General features: G+C 58.8%; 19 protein-coding genes, 1 tRNA gene and 1 pseudogene. 19 read left to right on the plus strand and 2 right to left on the minus strand.

Features of this window, described 5'->3' with window-relative positions; translation table 11 throughout:
* Positions 1 to 78: 78 nt before the first annotated feature.
* Positions 79 to 1,179 (minus strand): annotated as a pseudogene (locus DBW_RS07095) (IS4 family transposase); the annotation flags it as partial.
* A 301-nt stretch (positions 1,180 to 1,480) separates the two neighbouring features.
* On the opposite strand from DBW_RS07095, the gene DBW_RS07100 reads away from it, so the two are divergent.
* From DBW_RS07100 to DBW_RS07185, 18 genes are all read left to right on the plus strand, one after another.
* Positions 1,481 to 2,251 carry a prepilin peptidase gene (locus DBW_RS07100; RefSeq protein WP_082820228.1) on the plus strand — a complete coding sequence of 257 codons (771 nt, stop codon included), beginning with the start codon at positions 1,481 to 1,483 and terminating at the stop codon, positions 2,249 to 2,251.
* 394 nt (positions 2,252 to 2,645) lie between these two features.
* Positions 2,646 to 2,852: a helix-turn-helix transcriptional regulator gene (locus DBW_RS07105; RefSeq protein ID WP_066726293.1), complete on the plus strand. Its 207-nt coding sequence runs from the start codon at positions 2,646 to 2,648 to the stop codon at positions 2,850 to 2,852.
* A gap of 68 nt (positions 2,853 to 2,920) precedes the next feature.
* Complete coding sequence (pilM, locus tag DBW_RS07110) at positions 2,921 to 3,979, plus strand: type IV pilus biogenesis protein PilM (protein WP_066726297.1); 1,059 nt, start codon at positions 2,921 to 2,923, stop codon at positions 3,977 to 3,979.
* Positions 3,976 to 4,536, plus strand: coding sequence for a PilN domain-containing protein (locus DBW_RS07115; protein WP_066726300.1), 561 nt, complete (start codon positions 3,976 to 3,978; stop codon positions 4,534 to 4,536). Before pilM ends, DBW_RS07115 begins: the two co-directional genes overlap by 4 nt.
* 18 nt (positions 4,537 to 4,554) lie before the next feature.
* On the plus strand, positions 4,555 to 5,166 hold the full coding sequence (locus tag DBW_RS07120) for a type 4a pilus biogenesis protein PilO (protein WP_082820229.1): 612 nt from the start codon (positions 4,555 to 4,557) through the stop codon (positions 5,164 to 5,166).
* 30 nt (positions 5,167 to 5,196) lie between these two features.
* Positions 5,197 to 5,700 carry a pilus assembly protein PilP gene (locus DBW_RS07125; RefSeq protein WP_197463747.1) on the plus strand — a complete coding sequence of 168 codons (504 nt, stop codon included), beginning with the start codon at positions 5,197 to 5,199 and terminating at the stop codon, positions 5,698 to 5,700.
* 37 nt (positions 5,701 to 5,737) lie between these two features.
* Positions 5,738 to 8,539: a type IV pilus secretin family protein gene (gene pilQ / locus DBW_RS07130; protein WP_197463748.1), complete on the plus strand. Its 2,802-nt coding sequence runs from the start codon at positions 5,738 to 5,740 to the stop codon at positions 8,537 to 8,539.
* Between the two features lie 155 nt (positions 8,540 to 8,694).
* Positions 8,695 to 9,189 carry a shikimate kinase gene (locus DBW_RS07135; RefSeq protein WP_197463749.1) on the plus strand — a complete coding sequence of 165 codons (495 nt, stop codon included), beginning with the start codon at positions 8,695 to 8,697 and terminating at the stop codon, positions 9,187 to 9,189.
* A 6-nt stretch (positions 9,190 to 9,195) separates the two neighbouring features.
* Positions 9,196 to 10,293: a 3-dehydroquinate synthase gene (aroB, locus tag DBW_RS07140; protein WP_066726314.1), complete on the plus strand. Its 1,098-nt coding sequence runs from the start codon at positions 9,196 to 9,198 to the stop codon at positions 10,291 to 10,293.
* A gap of 36 nt (positions 10,294 to 10,329) precedes the next feature.
* A complete protein-coding gene (locus DBW_RS07145) occupies positions 10,330 to 11,091 on the plus strand; it encodes a tetratricopeptide repeat protein (RefSeq protein ID WP_197463750.1) in 762 nt (253 codons plus the stop codon).
* Complete coding sequence (locus DBW_RS07150; protein ID WP_066726320.1) at positions 11,081 to 11,440, plus strand: roadblock/LC7 domain-containing protein; 360 nt, start codon at positions 11,081 to 11,083, stop codon at positions 11,438 to 11,440. Before DBW_RS07145 ends, DBW_RS07150 begins: the two co-directional genes overlap by 11 nt.
* Positions 11,441 to 11,451: 11 nt before the next feature.
* On the plus strand, positions 11,452 to 11,889 hold the full coding sequence (gene aroQ, locus DBW_RS07155; RefSeq protein WP_066726323.1) for a type II 3-dehydroquinate dehydratase: 438 nt from the start codon (positions 11,452 to 11,454) through the stop codon (positions 11,887 to 11,889).
* A gap of 23 nt (positions 11,890 to 11,912) precedes the next feature.
* Positions 11,913 to 12,986 carry an aminopeptidase P family protein gene (locus tag DBW_RS07160; RefSeq protein WP_066726326.1) on the plus strand — a complete coding sequence of 358 codons (1,074 nt, stop codon included), beginning with the start codon at positions 11,913 to 11,915 and terminating at the stop codon, positions 12,984 to 12,986.
* Positions 12,987 to 13,047: 61 nt separating this feature from the next.
* Positions 13,048 to 13,524 carry an acetyl-CoA carboxylase biotin carboxyl carrier protein gene (gene accB, locus DBW_RS07165; RefSeq protein WP_066726329.1) on the plus strand — a complete coding sequence of 159 codons (477 nt, stop codon included), beginning with the start codon at positions 13,048 to 13,050 and terminating at the stop codon, positions 13,522 to 13,524.
* A gap of 73 nt (positions 13,525 to 13,597) precedes the next feature.
* Positions 13,598 to 14,935, plus strand: a complete 1,338-nt coding sequence (gene accC / locus DBW_RS07170; RefSeq protein ID WP_066726332.1) for an acetyl-CoA carboxylase biotin carboxylase subunit — start codon at positions 13,598 to 13,600, stop codon at positions 14,933 to 14,935.
* A gap of 58 nt (positions 14,936 to 14,993) precedes the next feature.
* On the plus strand, positions 14,994 to 15,833 hold the full coding sequence (locus DBW_RS07175) for a lipoate--protein ligase family protein (RefSeq protein ID WP_082820231.1): 840 nt from the start codon (positions 14,994 to 14,996) through the stop codon (positions 15,831 to 15,833).
* Between the two features lie 71 nt (positions 15,834 to 15,904).
* Positions 15,905 to 18,025, plus strand: a complete 2,121-nt coding sequence (locus tag DBW_RS07180; RefSeq protein WP_066726337.1) for a TolC family protein — start codon at positions 15,905 to 15,907, stop codon at positions 18,023 to 18,025.
* A complete protein-coding gene (locus tag DBW_RS07185; protein ID WP_066726340.1) occupies positions 18,025 to 18,846 on the plus strand; it encodes a menaquinone biosynthetic enzyme MqnA/MqnD family protein in 822 nt (273 codons plus the stop codon). The genes DBW_RS07180 and DBW_RS07185 overlap by 1 nt, the downstream gene beginning before the upstream one ends.
* A 1-nt stretch (position 18,847) precedes the next feature.
* Here DBW_RS07185 and DBW_RS07190 read toward each other — a convergent pair whose 3' ends face one another.
* The gene (locus tag DBW_RS07190) at positions 18,848 to 19,321 is read right to left on the minus strand and encodes an NUDIX domain-containing protein (protein ID WP_066726343.1); all 474 of its coding nucleotides are present in this window, start codon (positions 19,319 to 19,321) and stop codon (positions 18,848 to 18,850) included.
* Positions 19,322 to 19,448: 127 nt separating this feature from the next.
* On the opposite strand from DBW_RS07190, the gene DBW_RS07195 reads away from it, so the two are divergent.
* Positions 19,449 to 19,533: transfer RNA gene (locus DBW_RS07195), tRNA-Leu, on the plus strand.
* Positions 19,534 to 19,726 lie beyond the last annotated feature (193 nt).

The raw sequence follows: 19,726 nt of genomic DNA on the forward strand, positions 1-19,726 counted from the left end.
AGTAGTGTCCGGTTAAGAAGTTGCATAGGCTCCGAAGTCCAAGTCAATGATATCGGGAGGCCCTAAGCCTGCGGCCGCATCCTCGGCGGCCTCGTTGCGAATATTGTTGCGAAGCTCACGCACCCTGTTGATGCTGACACGTTCGCCATGCTCTTCGTGGCAGTAGATGGCCAGCAGCAAATAAGTAATCAACCCTGCGAGGATCTGCACCAGCAGGCCGTAGGGACTGCGGGCAATCAGGTGATACACCTTGAGGTGGCGCTTCCACCAGGCGAAGAAGGACTCGATCGTCCAGCGTAGCTTGTAGATCAAGGCAATCTGCTCGGCGGTCAGATCGAAGCGGTCGGTGGCGACCCAATAGGATTTTTGGTCAACCTTGTAGCCGACCACACGCACTTCTCGTTCGGTCTGGTTGACATCTTTGGTGCCGAGCAACACCCTGGCGTCATAGAAAACATGACTGCCGGGGACAACAGGATTGGCGCTCAACTCCGTCTTACGAGAACTGGCTTTGATGCGGCAGACAAAGTGGCGTCCCTGATCCTGCCAGTCGTCAAAGTTTTTGTAACACTGGTAATAGCGGTCATAGACACCTGTCTGACCGGGAGCCACGAGCCGTTCCGCCTGAGGACGCTCGTCGCCCTTGCCGTCGGTTAATGTGACTTTCTGGGGGACACCACGACCGATATCGAACCCCAGGTGAACCTTGGCCTTTTTGGCTCCGTCTCGATAGTCCGCCCAGAGCATGGACAGCGTAGCGTCAATCAGCGAACCATCGACGGCGATCAGATCGCCGAGATCGGAGATGTCTTTGGCGACAGGAATCTTTTGTGAGACCTGTTTCTGCAGGTCTTCGTAAACATGAATCATCTGCTCCAGCCCTCGGGTATTGATCGCCTCAAAGAAGGCGCTTTTCCGGATACCGCCGGGCGGTGCAATATGAGTCGCGGCAAAATCTTCCTGCGTCAGAACCTGAAGCAGATGACGCCCCGAAGAATGCTCTTCGAGGTGATAGTAGGTCAGGATTTTCAACTGATCTTCAAACGTCATCTGCAGTGGCCTGTTGCCTCGGGCCTCAAGAACCGGGGCATGTTCGAGAGCGCCCTTGAACGGGGTAAAAAGTCGGACAATGGAGCGCCTGCTAAGCCGGGTACGGTGGCAGCGAACAAGTAATGACATTTTCGTAAATCCTCATATAAAATAGGTATTTACGAAAATCACCGCGCCGACTTCACGACGATTTGTCAAGCAAAAAATACGCTAACTTGTGAAAATATTTACAATTATCTGCAACTTTGGGTGAATGCAATTTGCTAACCGGACACTACTGATCTGTAATGAGGTAAACAAGCTAAATAGTTTTTTGACCTGTAGATTTTCCCTTCTGGTGGTAGTTCCTAAAACATCACCTCAGTCTTCTTCGAACTCTGAGTTTCTGCTATTTTCTACAAAATTCTCTACATTCCTGGACATCAATCCTATGAACTTCTCGATTTTCCTGGGTGCCGCTTTCGTCGTCGGCGCCGTCATCGGCTCCTTTCTAAATGTCTGCATCTACCGCATCCCGGCTGGCGAATCGATCGTTCGGCCCCGGTCCCGCTGCGGTTCCTGTGGCAATTCCATCAAATGGTATCAAAATCTCCCCATTCTCAGCTATTTGGTCCTCCGCGGGCACTGTGCAATGTGCAACGCAAAAATTTCCTGGCGTTACCCCTTGGTGGAGTGGCTGACTGGAGGGCTTTTCTCCTGTCTTGTCTTTCGTTTCGGCCCCCAGCCCTTCGTCGTCGCTTTGATGATCCTCGTGGCCATTCTGGTCACGATTACCTTTATCGACATCGATCATCAGATTATTCCCGACGTCATCAGCCTTCCCGGGATTCTCGTTGGCTTTTTCGCGTCTTTTTTCCTGCCGTGGGTGACCTGGGGGGATTCGCTGCTGGGTATTCTCGCGGGCGGGGGGAGCCTCTATCTGGTGGCGGCCGGCTATGCTTTGTTGACCGGCAAGGAGGGGATGGGGGGGGGAGACATAAAGCTGCTGGCGCTCATCGGTGCTTTTCTTGGGTGGAAAGCCATTCTCCCCATCATCTTTTTCTCCTCTGTCCTCGGTACCCTGGTTGGCGTGCCGCTGATGTGGATAAAGAGGTCCGACGGCCAGCTCGCCATTCCCTTTGGTCCGTTTCTCGCTGCAGGATCCCTCACCTATCTCTTCTGGGGCCCCATGATTGTCCGCTGGTACCTGGCGCTTTTTTGAAGAATTTCGATCCTGGGGTTGTGCGAACTGCATTTACAAGATGCTGGGGGCGATGGTTGAACCTGCCTCACTATGTGGTATGACGGGCCGGGTGTTGGCTATTCAAATCAATGATATGTATGCATCACAAAACTATAATTACTTGACAATTACTATCATTGACCTATAATTCCCACAATTTTCTAGCCTAGTGTCCATTGGGAAACCCCAGATGGGCACGGCGTGTTTTCCGAATCGGAAACGAGGAGTTTTTCGTTGTGGCAAGGAAATCGAGGGATTGCGCGGAGGCGTACACCGGTACGTCGCACAAGCAAGGCCGAAGATTGACGCCACCACGGCGGAAAATAACCGTTTTCCGGACGGAAACTAGCCTAATTTTCACGGGACGCTGCCGATGGGAAAAAACCACGTAAAGGAAATTCGTGAAGCCCTGCTGATGAGCAAGGCAGAGTTGGCCAGAAAAGCCGGGGTTTCTCCTCTGACCGTGGATCGTATCGAGCGTGGTGCTGCTTGTCGCATGGTCACGATGCGGAAAATAATCTTGGCTCTCGGTCTTGATGTCGCTGACCGGGGGAAGGTATTCCCGGAGCAGGATAATTAGTGGAACATATTTTGCTTTATAGTGCTGCTGTTATGCGGGCCTTACTCTAACCTCAACAGGGTGAAGCAATGCTTTCTCGAGGCAAAAAAGAGATCATCGGGATTGATATCGGCTCGAGTTCGGTCAAGCTGGTACAGTTGCGGGAAATGAAGGGGGGGTATGCCCTGCAGAATCTTGGCATCGCCCCGTTGCCGGCGGAAGCAATCGTCGACAATGCGATCATGGATTCCAGTTCCGTGGTCGATATTTTGCGCAACCTGGTGGAAAGCCACAAGGTTAAGACAAAAAATGTCGCCACCTCCGTTTCCGGTCACTCGGTTATCATCCGCAAGATTCAGTTGCCGATCATGACCGAGGAGGAGATGGAAGCTTCCATCCAGTGGGAGGCGGAGCAATACATCCCCTTCGATATCTCCGAGGTCAACCTCGATTTCCAGATTCTCGGTCCCGACGCCAAGGATCCGGCGCAGATGAATGTCGTGCTGGTCGCGGCCAAAAAAGATTTCGTCAACGACTACCTGGCGGTCTTCAAAGAGTGTGGCTTCGATCCCAAGGTGATGGATGTCGATTGCTTCGCCATGGAAAATGCTTTCGAGGCCAATTACCCGGAAGAGACGGCACCGGTACTGGCCCTCGTCAATATTGGCGCCAGTGCCATGAACGTCAATATCCTCAAGGATGGCGTTTCGGTATTCACCCGCGATATCCAGGTGGGTGGAAACATGTTCAACGAGGAATTGCAGAAGCGCTTGGGGGTGAGCGGAGAGGATGCGGAGACCGCCAAACTCGGCGGCGCTCTCAACGATGTCGATGCCGCCGATGTCGAAGAGGTCCTGCATGATGCCTCCGAAAACCTCGCCCAGGAAGTCCAGCGGTCCCTCGACTTTTTTGCGGCGACCTCGGCCGATGAAAAAGTTCAGAAGCTCTTTATCTGCGGGGGGTGTTCGCGTCACCCGGCGGTCAAGGAGTCCTTGCTGCGGCGGCTTGATATGCCGGTGGAGGTTCTCGATCCGTTCCGGGGGATTGCTATCGACGAGAAGAGCTTCGACCCTGAGTACGTGCATGCCGTTGGGCCGTTGATGACCGTAGCGGTGGGTCTTGCCATGAGGAGGTTGGGCGACAAATGATCCGAATCAATCTATTGCCCGTTCGGGCCGCCCAGAAGAAGGAAAAGCTCCGGGGCCAGATAGCGGTACTCATCCTTTCGCTGATTCTCGTTGTTGCGGCCTGCGGTGGTATCTATGCCAATCAGTTGATGCGCATCGAGGCGGTCCGGGATGAGATCAGGGCCAACCAGCAGGAGAGCGACCGCCTCAAGAAGACCATCGGCGAGGTTGCCCAGTTCAAGAAGATGCAGCAGGAGCTGCGGGGCAAGCTGGATGTCCTCGACAAGATCAAGCAAGGGAAGAAAGGCCCGGTTCATCTCCTGGAAGAGTTGAGCACGGCCATCCCCGACAAGGTCTGGATCGATTCCTTCAAGGAAGCGGATGGGGTTATCTTCATTAACGGTGGTGGCTTGAATGAAGAGGTGGTCGCCGAATTTCTCAGGAACCTTGAGACCTCCCCGTACTACCAGGGGGTTGAACTGCAGGTGATCGAGCAGGAGTCCCGCGGTGTTATCAAGAGCCAGAAATTTTCCCTGACCTGCCGGGTTGAAGTACCCCCGGCCGGGCCAGCGAAATAAGCGGAGGACGGTGCCGGTATGAATCCAAGAGTTGAATGGTTTTTGCGGCGTCCTGCCTACCAGCGGGCCCTGATGATTTTGGCTGTTATGCTCCTGGTGGTCGCTGCTTTCGTTTTTCTCCTTTACCTGCCCAAGGATGAGGAATACTCCAGTCTGCAGCAGGAGAGCGAAAAGGTGCTGGCCAAGCTCCAGGAAGATCGGAGGATTGCCGCCAACCTGCCCCGGTTCAAGGCCGAATATGAAAAGATGAAGCTGCAGCTTGACCAAGCCCTGACTGAATTGCCGAATGAAAAGGAGATCCCCAGCCTGCTGACGACCATCGCGACCCTGGCGAAGGAAAATGGTCTCAATGTACTGCGGTTCAAGCCGGGGGGGGAGCGCCCCCAGGGCTTTTACGCCGAAGTCCCGGTCGATCTCAAGCTGGTTGGCACTTTTCACCAGATTGCCAAATTTTTCTACGATGTCGGGGATCTTCCGCGAATCGTCAATATCGGCAAGGTCGCCATGACCCTCGGCAGGGGGGGGGCGTCAGCCGGAGCGGAACTTTCCGTCGACTGTCTGGCGGTGACCTTCCGCTTCCTCGAAGGCTCTGCCCCTGCCGCACCTGCGAAAAAGGGAGGGAATAAGTAAATGCCCTTCACCAATCTAAGACGCGTTGGCTTGATCTTGATCGCCTGTCTGCTGAGTTGGGGGTGCAGCGAGGAGGCCCCCGCCCCGTCATCGCCACCACAGGCCAAAAAAGCTCAACCCGCCAAGGCGGCTCCTGTCGATGCCGCTGCCCAGGTCGAGGAGGCCCCGGAAGTTGCCAAGTATGTCTATAATCCGATGGGGCGCCGGGATCCTTTTGTCAACCCCCTGAAGGATCTCACCTCTCCCGCGGGCCAGGATGGGGATCTGCTTACCCCGCTGCAAAAAGTCGACCTCGGTCAGTTGCGGGTGGTCGGCATCATCGTGGGGCGTGGGGAGCCGGCGGCGATGGTTGTCGGCCCCGGAAGCCGGTCATTCATTCTTAAAAAGGGTGTCAAGGTCGGCAAGAATGATGGCGTGGTGATCGGGATTGATGCAGACACAATAAAGGTACGTGAAAAATACATTGATTTTTCCGGTGAGGTCAGAACCAGTATCCAGGAGCTGCAGCTTCCGAAGCGGGGAGGAGTGAATTAATATGTGTTGCCCATACTTCAAGAAGGTCGGTGTGGTCGTGAGGTCGCTCGTTCTGCTCCTGCTGCCAATGGTGGCGGTATGCCTGACCTTGTCGGTTGCCGAGGTCTATGCAGCCCAGAAGAAAGAGAACGCCATTGCCAGTATCGACGTGGCAAATCAGGCGGCGGATACCGCGGTGAAGATTGTGACCAAGGATCCGGTCGGCTATCGCTACACGGTCTACGATTCCTTTGACCCGGTTCGTGTGGTGGTCGACTTTCCCGGCATGGATGTCTCGGAAATCGGCAAAACGATTCCCGTCAAGGATGGCGCCATTCAGGAAGTTCGCGTCTCCTCCTTCGACCTGACCTCGGGAAAACTCGGTCGGGTTGAGATGTTGCTCACCACTGCGGCCAAATACGAAGTCAGCCTGGAGGGGAACACCTTCCAGATTCGGTTTGACAAGCCTGCTTCTGCCGTAGCGACCGCCCCGGCGCCTGCCGTAACCGCCATGCCGGAAGCTCCGGCCGCCTCGAGCGGGACCTTGGCCGCCGCCGCAAGTCGCGCGGCCACAGCGCCGGTTGAAAAGCCGGCCGATCCAGAACCGGGCAAGGCAACGGTCGCGACCGTAGAACCTACCTCGGCGGCTACTGCGGTTGCCGCACCTTCCGCCGCCACGGATGAGCCCAAGGTTGATTCCAAGGCCGCTCCTGTTGCTGTCAAAGCCGCACCCGCTGCGGCCCAATGGCTCCAGTCGATCAAGGTAGAAAACGGGCAGATTCTGCTTCGCAACGACGGTACAGTTGGCAAGTACCAGTACTTCAAACTGGGCTCGCCGCCGCGGCTGGTCGTCGATCTCTTCGACGTCAAGCCACAGTTCAAGGAGCGTACGCTGCCTGTCACTGAGGGCTTTAAGCAGGTACGTGTCGGCACTTACCCGGACAAGACCCGCCTCGTTTTCGACGCTGCAGGCAGCGTCTTGCCGCAATACAGCGTCATGCCAGAGGCCAGCGACCTGATCGTTTCCTGGAATGCCGTCAAGGATGCTCCCCAGGTTGCTGCGATTGTGGAATCGCCTGCCCCTGCCGCCAATCAGCAGGAAGTCACCGTCGAGGCCGTCGATTTTGACGTCCGCGACGGGCAATCCTACCTGACCGTTTCTCTGTCCGCCCCCGGGAAGGTGATCCCGGCCTCGGCATCGGGGAACACCGTCGGTTTCGGCGTCAAGCATGCCAATATCAGTCGCGCCCTGCGCCGGACTCTCGATGCTTCGGCCTTCCCCAGTGCCGTGAAACGGGTAACGCCCTATACCGTTCTCGTCGATGACAGCCAGGATGTACGTTTTGCCGTGGAACTGAAAGGGGCGGCCCGTTATTCCCTCAAGGAGAACGGGACCTCTCTGGTCCTGGCGGTGGACAACGATGGTTTCGCCCAGCAGCCTCCGGTGGCAGGGGAGGTGGTTGCCATTCCGGTCCCGGCAGCCGAGCCGGCCGCCGTCGCCGCACCGATGCCGGAATCCGCCCCGGTGAAGGCATCCCCTGCGGCTGCCCAGTCGACTCCGGCCGTTGCCGACCAGGCGGTTCGAACTGCCCCGGCGATCGTCGAATTGGCCGGTACTGGTTCGGAAGCGACCTATTCGGGGCAGAAGATCACCCTGGTCTTTGATGATGCCGATATTCTCAATATCCTCCAGCTCATTGCCGAAGTCAGCAACCTCAATATTGTTGCCAGTGACGATGTCAAGGGGACCATTACCCTGCGCCTGGTCGATGTCCCCTGGGATCAGGCCCTCGACCTGATCATGGAGATCAAGGACCTCGGCATGGTCAAGCAGGGGAATATCGCTCGCATCATGCCGCGGGAAAAGTTGCGTGCCATGGAAGAGGCGCGCATGAATGCCTCCCGGACCCGCGAAAAGCTTGAGGATCTCAAGACCGAGCTCATCACCGTCAACTATGCGGACCTTGGGAGTGTCTCCAAACATGTCAAAGGGGTGTTGACCAAAGACCGCGAGGGAGTCTCTGTTTCGGAGGATACCCGCAACAAACAGCTGATTGTTACCTCGATTCCATCCAACCTGGCAGACATCAGGAACCTCATCAGCAAGCTCGACACCCCGGAGCGGCAGGTGATGATCGAGGCGAGAATTGTTGAAGCCAGCTCCACCTTCAGCCGGGACCTCGGCGTCAAGTGGGGATTCTCCTCAGAAGGGGAGAACCGCGACATGCAACTGGGGAACAACCAGTTCAATCTTGGATTGGGCGGCAGCTTCCTGATTTCTCCGCCTGCCGCCGGCAGCGTTATCGGTGGCGCTGGGATGGGGGCCGGGTTTACCTTCGGCAGCCTGACCGGCACCTCCCTCGATCTGCGCATTTCGGCTCTCGAAGCGGCCGGTCAGGGGAAAGTCATCTCCACCCCGCGAATTTCAACCCTCAATGGCGGCCAGGCCAAGATCAGTCAGGGGACCAAGATCCCTTACCAGTCTTCCGGTCCTGACGGACCCAAGACCGAATTCGTCGACGCCAACCTCGAGTTGACGGTCACTCCGGTAATCAACCCGGACAACAGTATGATTCTTGACATCTCGGCGACCAACAGTTCTATTGGCAACACGGTCAGCACCGGAACCGGCGGTAATGCCCCGGCTATTGATACCCGGGAGGCGAAGACCAAACTGCTGGTCCGGGATGGGGAAACGACCGTTATCGGTGGGATTTTTGTCGAAACCGACAATAACAGTAATGCCGGGGTCCCGTTGTTGATGCATCTTCCACTGGTCGGACATCTGTTCAAATCGTCCAATAGATCGAATACGCGGGCCGAGTTGCTTATTTTCATCACGCCGCGAATCGTCAACTGATCGATCCCGGAGTCTCATGAACAGAAAGGGACAGGTCCGAAGGCCTGTCCCTTTCTGTCTCGGTTAGGGAGTCGGTGGGTATGGATGCATCTGACCTGGCCCCTGGAAAGAACACTGCTGCGGCTTTGAATCGCCAACGATCACTCCGAAATATTGTGCTCATTGGTTTCATGGGGGCGGGAAAGACGACGGTCGGAGCTGTTCTGGCCGAAGCCCTCGGATACCGATTGGTCGACCTCGACCAACTGATTGTCCTGCGCTGCGGAAAATCGATCCCGGAGATTTTTTCCGAGGAGGGGGAGGCGGTCTTCCGGGATTACGAATCGGCCGCTCTCTGCTCGTTGCGCTCCACGGAAGGGACAGTCCTGGCCACCGGCGGCGGAGTGGTGGGGCGGCAGGAAAACTGGGAGACTCTGCGTGGTATCGGGCCCGTGGTCTACCTGAGACTCCCCTGGGAGATCATCTGTCAACGGCTATCCGGGGATACCCAGCGCCCCCTGGCCGACCAGAGGGACGGCGGTGAGCGATTACGCCGACTATGGACCGAACGAGCGCCACTCTATGAGCAGGCCGATTTGATCATCGATGGCGATTTGCTGACACCCGAAGAAATCGCCGGCAAAATTATCCAGGCGCTGGCAAAGGAATAGGCGGGCATGGCCAACGAACAACTGATTGTCGGTCTCGGCGAACGCAGTTATCCGATCGTGATCGGCAGCGACATTATGGCCGGCCTCGGCGCCGAGCTCAGCCGGATCAATTTCCCCAGCAAGATTGCCGTCGTCAGTAATTCCACGGTGGCCGATCTTTACTTTGCGGCAGTCCGAAGCAGCCTGGAGGCCGCGGGATTCAGTGTCACGCTGTTGTTGATCGGGGATGGGGAGGAATTTAAAACGCTCCATACCCTGGAAGCGGTCGTCGGCCAGTTGATTTCAGGAAATTTCGATCGTGGGTGCGGTTTACTGGCCCTCGGCGGCGGCGTAGTTGGCGACCTGGCCGGATTTGCCGCCGCCATTTACCTGCGCGGCGTCCCCTTTGTCCAGGTGCCGACCACTCTGCTCGCCCAGGTCGACAGCTCGGTGGGAGGCAAGACGGCGGTCAATCACCCCCTCGGGAAGAATCTTATCGGCGCATTCTACCAGCCGCGCCTCGTCTATATCGATGTGGCGACCCTCCTGACCCTTCCCCCGCGTGAATTTGCCGCCGGTCTTGCCGAAGTCGTAAAATATGGCGTTATTCGGGACCTCGATTATCTGCAGTGGCTCTCTGCTGAGCGCAAAAGGATCATGGAGCAGGACCCTGAAGTGATGATCCCCCTGGTAAAGAGGTCTTGCCAAATCAAGGCTGATGTTGTAGAAATTGACGAAAAAGAGAGCTCTTTACGCGCCATTTTGAACTTCGGCCATACTTTTGGACACGCTGTGGAAACCCTTTCCGGCTACGGGGTGGTTCGCCATGGCGAGGCGGTGGCCATCGGCATGCTGGTTGCCGCCGCGGCCGCCACGGAATTGGAGCTGTGCCGGGAAGATGAACTCGCCACCTTGCGCAGCCTGTTGGCTTCTTTTCAATTACCGATCACCCTGCCGCCCTTGGGGCTCAGCGAGATTCTGGAAGTGATGGCCCGGGACAAGAAAGTCAAGGCCGGCGTCCTGCGTCTCATTCTCAATCGCGGTCTTGGCGACTGCGAGATTCGGGATATCGCCCACCCGGAACCGCTTCTGCAAGCAGCCCTGGCCCGTCTTCAGGCCCTATAGGATTACCTCATGGCCGCCTTGGAACATACTGCCTCTATGCTTGGAAAAATTGCCGGCTATATCGAGATTCTCAGCCGGGATCCGCACTCGACGGCGTTTGTGCCGTTAGCCGATGCCTACCGTCAGTTGGGGTTGCTGGATGATGCCATCGAAGTCGCCCAAAAGGGGGTCGCCGCGCTTCCCAAGTTCAGCCCGGGCTTTATTACCCTCGGCCGCCTTCACGCCCAACGTGGTGATCTGCCGGCCGCTGAGGTAGCCTTTTCGCAGGCGATTGCTATCGAACCGGACAGCCTTCCCGCGCTGAAAGGGCTCGCTCGCGTCAGTGGCATGCAAGGGAATCGGGAGCGCGCTCGCCAGCTCCTCGAGAAAGCCAATGCGCTTCAGCCGGACGATGCCACGGTGCTGAAAATGCTCGCTGCGCTGGGACCGGCACCGCAGGGCGAAGGCAAGCCAGCGCGAACACCTGCTCCGAAGAGTGATTTGGAAGAGCGGGACGCACCGATCGCTACCGCGACCATCGCGGAGATCTATGTAAAGCAGGGTTTGCTCGGCAAGGCCCTGCATGTCTACCGCGATCTCCTCAAGGCCGACCCGGGGAACAGTGGTCTTGCCGGCCGTTATCGGGAGCTTGAACGGGAGATCAGCGGGGAAGGGGCGCCTGCTCCGATTGCAGGCGAGGCGCCCGCCGTGGAAGAAGAGGCGTCCGTTGGTTCCCCCGCCCGGGAGGAGTCCCAGATCCTTGCCACCCTGACCAGCTGGCTTGATGCAATTCGCGACAGGAGGGAAGATGTTCGCTGAAATTCTGCAGGAGATCGTTGAAGGGACCGCCGGTGGAGTTGGTGCGGTTCTTATGGGGTATGACGGCATCGCCATTGAGCAGTATTTCAAACCCTGCGAGGGAGTCGACCTGCAGATGATGGCGGTGGAATACGCCAACGTGCTCAAGGAGATCAAGCGGACGGTGGAGATTCTCAATACCGGCGACATGGAAGAGGTCGCGATCAAAACCGAGCGCTTCTATGTGGTGATCCGGGCGCTGACCGATGAATACTTCACCGCCTTGACCCTGCAACGGGATGGTAATTTCGGCAAGGGACGCTATCTGCTGTTGCGTGACGCCCAAAAACTTATCGAGGCACTGAGTTGAGTGCCGCATCCATGAAGATACTCGTCCTCCACGGACCGAATCTGAATCTGCTTGGCTCCAGGGAACCTGCTGTTTACGGAACCCGGACCCTCGCCGATATCGATGCCGAGCTGGTTTCCCTGGGACGGGAACTGGGCGCCGTGGTGGAAACCGTGCAGTCCAACCACGAGGGGGTCTTGATTGACCGGATTCATCAGGCCCGAAACGAGGGAGTCTCCGGTCTGCTCATTAATCCCGGTGGTTTTACCCATACCAGCGTCGCCCTGCGAGATGCCTTGACCGCAGTCAACCTTCCTACCGTTGAAGTCCATCTTTCCAACATTCATGCCCGGGAGTCGTTTCGTCAGCACTCCTACATTGCCCCGGTCGCTCTCGCCCAGATTGGCGGGTTCGGTGCCGACAGCTATCTGCTGGCCCTGCGGGGAATTTTAGGCATATTAAAAAAGTAAATAATTGTGAATAAAAGCGGAATATGCTAAAAGACAGGTCCGGACGGATTCGCCCTTTGCTGGAGCATTGCGCCCTCGATGGCCTGGTTTTTCTGGACCCCGCCAATCTGGCTTACCTCAGCGGGTTTTCCGGAACGGACGGAGTCCTGATTGTTACCCGCAGTGCGAGTTGTTTTCTCACCGACTCGCGTTATACGACCCAGGCCAGAGAGGAGGTCACCGCGAGTGAAGTTGGGGAATATGCCGACAAGGTGACCGGGGTTCTCGACTGGCTGCGAAAGTCCGGAATTTCCCGGGTCGGGTTTGAAGCTGCCACGCTGCCGTATGCGACGGCAATGCGCTTCAGGGAAGGGGCGCCGGGCCTCGAGTGGGTCCCCCTCGATAAGGAACTGAAGCCGTTGCGGGGGAGCAAGGACGCCGGGGAGGTTAATGCCCTGGGCCGTGCGGCAGCCCTGAACTCGGCGGCTCTCGCGGAGGTTCTGCCGCGCTTGACCCCTGGCGTCAGCGAGCGTAACTTCGCGCTTGAACTTGAGTTCGCCCTGAAGCGCCGCGGTGGCGAAGAGAAGGCGTTTGACTTTATCGTCGCCTCCGGCCGCCGGGGAGCGATGCCGCACGGGGTCGCTTCGGATAAGCTGCTGGCTGCAGGGGAACTGGTCACGATCGACTTCGGTACCCGGGTCGATGGCTATCATTCGGATGAGACGGTTACCCTGGCCCTGGGCGCGATTGAAGAGGACCAGCGGCGTGTTTTCGATACGGTTCTGGCCGCCCACGATCGGGCAATCGCGGGAATCCGTCCCGGAGTTCCCCTGCGTAGCATCGACGCCCTGGCTCGTGGATACATCGACGACCAGGGATTCGGCGAATTTTTTGGCCATGGCCTCGGCCACGGTGTTGGCCGGGAAGTTCACGAGTTTCCCGTGGTCTCGCCCCGCAGCGAAACCATCGCGGAGGAGGGGATGGTCTTTACCGTCGAGCCGGGAGTCTACCTCCCCGGGGTCTGCGGCGTCCGGATCGAGGACATGGTGGTGGTCACCGCCGACGGGTGCCGCGTGTTGACGCAGATTCCCAAGCATTTTCGTTCCCTGCCGGTTTGAGCCGGCACCAGGAGTGGCGCCCGAGGCGCCCCAAAAAGCAACGTCAAGGAGGTTCTGTTCTATGGATATCAAGGATCTGAAAACCCTCATCAAGCTGGTCACCGAAACGGATATTACCGAATTCGAGGTGGAAAACGCGGAAGAAAAGGTTCTGATCAAGCGCGGCCACGCCCAGGAAATCGTCCACGTCTCCGCTCCTGCCTACCAGGCCCCTGCTCCCATGCCGGTGGCGGCGCCTGCTGCCGGTGCGGCCCCGGCGCCGGCCACGGCGGCTCCGGTTGCGGTCACCAATGACAAATACGAAACCATTACCTCGCCGATCGTCGGTACCTTCTACCGGGCGCCGTCACCGGAATCGGACGCGTATTGCGAGGTTGGTTCCATCGTCGACAAGGGCCAGACTTTCTGCATTGTCGAGGCAATGAAATTGATGAACGAGATTGAAGCCGAATTCAAGTGCAAGGTGATCGAGATCGTCAAGGAAAATGCCCAGCCGGTCGAGTTTGGCGATCCCCTGTTCATCGTGGAGCGGATCTAGCGGGTCGCAGGATCCAGGGTCCAGGCCCCGGAATATCTGACACCTGACACCTGTTTTTCGGAGAAAAAAACTCATGTTCCATAAGATATTGATCGCAAACCGCGGAGAAATCGCCCTGCGCATCATCCGCGCCTGCAAGGAACTCGGCATCAAGACGGTGGCGGTCCACTCGGATGTGGACAGCGAGTCGCTGCATGTCAAGCTGGCTGACGAAAGTATCTGCATCGGGCCGGCCCCCAGTGCCAAGAGTTACCTGAATATGAAGTCGATCATCAGCGCCGCCGAGGTCACCGATGCCGACGCAATCCACCCCGGTTACGGCTTTCTCTCCGAGAACGCCGAGTTCGCGGAAATCTGCAACAACTGCGGCCTTACCTTCATTGGCCCGACCGCTGAAAACATGCGCCTGATGGGCGATAAAATCAGCGCCCGGCAAACAGTCACCAAGGCTGGCGTCCCCATTCTTCCCGGCACCAAGGACGGGGTTCACACCGCCGAGGAGGCCATGCGCATTGCCGGCGAGATTGGTTACCCGATCATCATCAAGGCGACGGCCGGCGGTGGGGGGCGTGGAATGAAGGTGGTTCATTCTCCGGCTTCTCTGGCCAACGCTTTTGCGGCCGCCCGCTCCGAGGCCCAGGCCGGATTCGGGAATCCCGAGGTCTACATCGAGAAATTCTGTGAGCGTCCCCGGCATGTCGAAATCCAGATCATGGCGGACAAACATGGCAACGTCATTCATCTCGGCGAGCGCGACTGTTCCATTCAGCGCCGCCACCAGAAACTGATCGAAGAGGCGCCCTGCCCGGTGCTGAGCCCCGCCCTGCGCAAGAAGATGGGGGAATGTGCGGTGGCTGCCGCCAAGGCGGTCGGCTATACCAGCGTCGGGACCATGGAATTTCTGCTCGACAAGGACCACAATTTCTATTTCATGGAAATGAACACCCGGGTTCAGGTTGAACATCCGGTGACCGAGATGATTACTGGCGTTGATATTATCAAGGAACAGATTCGCAGTGCCGCTGGCCTGCCGCTGCGCTTCAAACAGTCGGATATCAAGATTCACGGCCACGCCATCGAGTGCCGTATCAACGCAGAGCACCCCTTCAAGTTCACCCCGTCCCCCGGCAAGATCGACGGCTACCATACCCCCGGAGGCCTCGGTGTGCGCGTCGACAGTTTCGTTTATGATCAGTATACGGTCCTGCCCCACTACGACTCGATGATCGCCAAGCTCATCGTGCATGCCGATACCCGTGAAGAAGCCATCAAACGCATGGCTCGGGCTCTCGATGAATACATCATCGAAGGGATCAAGACCACGATCCCCTTCCATCAGAAAATCATGGACAACAGGGAATTCATCGAAGGAAACGTCGATACCGGATTTCTTGAACGAATGGTAATCTGACATTGCAGCAGACGGCAAAGGCCGGGGCAACCCGGCCTTTGCCGTTCCGGGGAATGCGATGACCCTTATCCCTTGGCGCCTGTTGCGCAGTGGACCCGCCACCGGGAGCTTCAACATGGCCCTCGATCAGGCGCTCCTCGAAGCCGTGGCCGCCGGTCGCAGCGGGTCGGTGCTGCGCCTCTACCACTGGTTCCCGGCTACGGTCAGCCTTGGCTATGCCCAGCGCGGTCGCCGGGTGGTGAATCTTGCCAGCTGTCGCGACCTCGGCCTCGATGTGGTGCGCCGCTTCAGCGGCGGCAGGGCGGTGTTGCATGACCAGGAAATGACCTACGCCGTGATCGCTCCCGAGCCGAGTCCCTGGTTTCCGGCCGGCGTAGCCGGCAGCTACCGCATTATTGGCGAAGCGCTGCAGGCGGCCCTGGACGGTCTCGGCCTGGAGACGACCCTGGCCATCGGTCGACATGCCGGGGCGGGGAGCGCGGATGCCCAGGCCAGCGCCTGTTTCACCGCGCCGGCGACGGCGGAACTGGTTCATGCCGGCTGCAAGGTAACGGGGAGTGCCCAGAAACGCCAGAAGGGGGGCTTTCTCCAGCACGGCTCGGTGCCGGTCGATCTCGACCCGGTCCTGTTGTTCAGAGCCCTCGACACCGCCGGACAGCTCAGCCCGCAGGCAGGGGGGGCTCTGCTGGCGCGCCGGGTTGGCTGGCTGAATCGTTGGCTGCCCGTGCCGCGGTCGGTCGAGGAGGTCGAAACCGCCTTCATCGCCGCCTTCAGCCACCGTCTCGGCGTCGTCCTGGAACCATCCACACTCCGACCCGACGAGCTGGCCCGGGCTCGTTCCCTGGAGCGCCTGCACTATGCCAACCCCGCCTGGAATCTGGCGGGAATTGCCGGTTGACAGGGGGACCGCTCACGACTATGTTATGACAGTCTCGGACAACCCTTATTCCTTCCAGTTACGGTCCTATCATGAACTTTAAACATCACTTGCTGTTGCTGATTCTCCTGCTCCTTCCCACTCCCGGACTTGCTTTGACCATCGGTACGGCGCCGGTACCGGGGAGCAGCCTGCCGAAGGGGGCGCAACTTGAACAGTTTGCTGACTACCTCTCCCGGCAACTCGGAGAAAAGACCACTATCCGTGAATTTGCCGACCAGGCAACCCTCGACGCCTGGATGAATCGCTTCGGCGAGGTCGATCTCGGTTTTGTCGAACCGGCCCTGGTCAAGTCCCGTCCCTGGGCCTACCCGGTCGTGGTCGAGGCGTTGCCGGCGGGACAGGCCGGCAGCTGGCCACTGGTTGCGCGCCAGGACCTGGACCCGGCACGGGCTGAACGCCTGCGGCAGATCCTGACCGGGATGACCGTTGAGAAGTCGGGGCGTGAGCTACTGGCCAAACTGGGGATCGCTGCGTTTGTCACCCACGGACGGGCTCCCGCCGCACCTGCGGCTGTTGCTGCTGTCGAGCCGGCTGCACCGGAAACCCTTCCGGCCGCGCCGCAGGGTGCCCTCGAGGGCGGCGAAGATGTAACCAGCAGCGATCCCATCGCCGCAATTCTGAATGCGGAAAGCAGCGACCAGGAGATGGCTGCAGCTGCCGCGGCAGATGTAGCGCCGGGGGACGCTGAACCCTTCCCCGCTGTCGCTCCATCCGCGCAACAGGTGACCCTGCGCCAGGCCGAACGTCTCGCCCTGGAACAGAACCTCAGCCTCAAGGCTCAGGGCTATGATCTGCTGGCTGGGGTTGCCGCCGAACGCAAAGGGTATGGCATCTACGATCCGCTCTTCAGCCTGACCCTGGCCCGAGGGAAAAACCAGCAACGGTTGAACCAGTTGAGCACCGTTTCCCAGAGCAATACCGACTACCGCATCTACGACGCCGGGGTAAGCCAGCAGATTGTAACCGGCGGCAAGCTCGGTCTCGATTTCACCAACCAGCGCACCAGCTACGATTTTGCCCCCGGGGTCCTCTATAACCCCAATTACGCCAGCGAACTCAAACTCAGCCTGACCCAGCCACTGCTCAAAAACTTCGGCCGGACCGTCACCGAGCAGGCCATCCTCTTCGCCGTCAAGGACCGCCAGCGCTCCCTGGAAGACCTTCGCAACCAGGCCTTCACCGTTCTTGCCGGGGTACGCGATGCCTACTACGAGGTTCTGCGCAGTCGCGATGAACTCACCTACCGGCAGACCTCCCTGGAACTGGCGCAGCGGGTTTTGAAGGAGAATCGCGCCCGGGTCAACGCCGGAGTGATGGCGCCGATCGATATCCTCGAGGCTGAGGTTGGCGTCAAGCAGCGGGAGCGCGATCTCCTCGATGCACAACGGCAACAGCAGGACGCCCTCGATAACCTGGCGCTGCTGCTCAACAGCCAGGAGCCGGTCCGGGCCGGGGACGAACTGCTCGAAGTTCCCGAGCTTGCGACCGATCTCGAAACGGGCTTTCAAGCGGCCCTGGCGGGCCGGCCCGATATCCAGAAGCGGTTGCGGGATATGGAACGATTGCAGATCGAGCAGGAGGTCGCTGGCAACCAGCGGCTGCCGGGGCTCGATCTTTCGGCGGCCTATTCTCACAAGGGGCTGGGCCAGAGTTACAGTGACGATTGGGAGGATGTCAGCTCCGACCGCTTCCCCAACTGGCAGGTCGGCGTGACCCTCTCCTATCCGCTCGGTAATCGCGCGGCAGATAACGAGGTATTGCGTAACCGGGTGCGGCTCAAGAGTCTCCAGGCGCGCCTGGCCCAGCTGCACGAGGAGGTGCGGAACGAAATCCGGACCGCGATCCGTTCGCTTGACGTCAATCGCAAGAAGATAGAAGTCAGTGCCCGGGGCCGGGAGCTGGCCGAGGAGAAGCTGCGCACCCTGCTCAAGCGCAAGGAGGTCGGACTCGCCACCACCCGGGACGTTCTCCAGGGGGAAGATGATTTGGCGCTGGCCCGTACCTCCGAGATTACTGCGCGGGCCGACTACAACAAGGCGGTCACCCAATATCTGCGCGTGACCGGGGAGCTGCTGGAACATGAAGGGGTCTATTTTACCGGCAACCTCGATCCTAAGAGCGATGCCCGGTTGATGCAGATGCAGAACTGATGACCTTGCGGGTCGGTCACATTACTTATGCCAACTGTGCCCCCTTTTTCCACCATCTCGCCGCCAGCGGTTTTGACGGTGAGATCGTCCCCGGGGTGCCGGCGCAACTCAACGCGTTGCTGGCCGCGGGCGCCATCGACGTCAGCCCCTCCTCCTCCTTTGAATATGCCCGCAACTGGCAAGATTACCTGCTGCTGCCCGGGCAGTCGATCAGTTCCTTCGGCCCGGTGCGCAGTGTCCTCCTCTTCTCCTCGCGACGGCTCGAAGATCTTGATCACTCGACCATCTACCTGACCGGAGAGTCGGCAACTTCCATCAACCTGCTCAAGGTCTTGTTGCTGGAGTTTTTGCACCACCGCCACTGCCGGTTCCGGGTCCCGGAAGGGGAGGTCGAGACGCTGGCCGCCGGGGGGGAAACCGCCCTGCTCATCGGCGACCGGGCCCTGCGCCTGGGACGCTCCCCGCACTCCTGGCGCTACTGCTACGATCTCGGCGAGCTCTGGTACCGATTCACCGCTCTCCCCTTCGTCTTTGCCCTCTGGATTCTGCGCCGCGAGGCTGCCGAAGCCCATCCGGACCAGGTGCGGACACTTTTAAAACAGCTCGGAGCTGCACGCGAGAAGGCCTTTGCCGCCCTCGATCAACTCGCCGCGGCGAGCCCCGAACGCAGCTGGTATCCGGAACCGGAACTGGTCTCCTACTGGCAGACCATGAACTACGATCTGACCTCCGACCATCTCGCCGGGCTGAAGCACTTCTGGGCTCTCTGCCAGCGCCACGACCTGCTCGGGGGGATCCCCGAATTCCAGTTTTTCTCCTGATTCAGCAACTCTCCCCGGGAATTCCGGCGATGCGATCTGCTCCCAGGGACCGTTGGTAGTCGTTGAGTATCTGGGCGTGGTCGAAACAGAGTGGGGCAGGGAGGGCATCGAGGGGGAAGATTCGGGCGCCGGCTGCGTCATCGCCTGCAGCCAGCTGTCCCGTTCCGGTGGCGGTGAAGACGATGGAGATGTTGTGCTGGCGCGGATCACGCGCCGGGTCGGAGTAGGCCCGAAACTGGCGTAGTTCCGAAAGCTCCAGTCCGGTCTCCTCCCGGGCCTCCCGCAGGGCCGCCGCCTCAAGGCTCTCGCCATAGTCGACAAACCCGCCGGGCAGGGCCCAGCCCACAGGCTCATTGCGGCGTTCGATAAGGACGATCCCGCCCTTCTGGTGGATAATGATATCCACGGTCGGGATCGGGTTGCGGTAGGTCTGGACGGTGGCGCCACACTTGGGGCAGGGAATCGCCTGCTGCATAAATATCTCCTGGCCGGCTGGGAAATCGTGGTTGCTTGCGATTGACAGTTTATCTCTCCGGGCCAGGGATTTACAGCCTTTCCCGTTGACACCCCGTGAAGAAATCGTCTATTAATAGCCCCTGCTTGCCCGGGTGGCGGAACTGGCAGACGCAAGGGACTTAAAATCCCTCGGCTTTGGCCGTACGGGTTCGATTCCCGTCCCGGGCACCAAATTGTTCTCCCAACCGGTTCTTTATGGACCGGTTGTTTTTTGACATGTCTTTGTCGTGCAGGCACAAATCATTGTGCCGCGCTTGACAAGCCTGCTACTGCTTTGTATTTTTTAGCCGGCGCGGCGGGTTTCAGCCTGCTGTTCGAAAATGGAGGGGGGCTTCCATGTTCGTGACCGTTTCGGGCCGCCGTT

Origin of the sequence: Desulfuromonas sp. DDH964 (assembly GCF_001611275.1) — a bacterium.
GTDB lineage: Bacteria > Desulfobacterota > Desulfuromonadia > Desulfuromonadales > DDH964 > DDH964.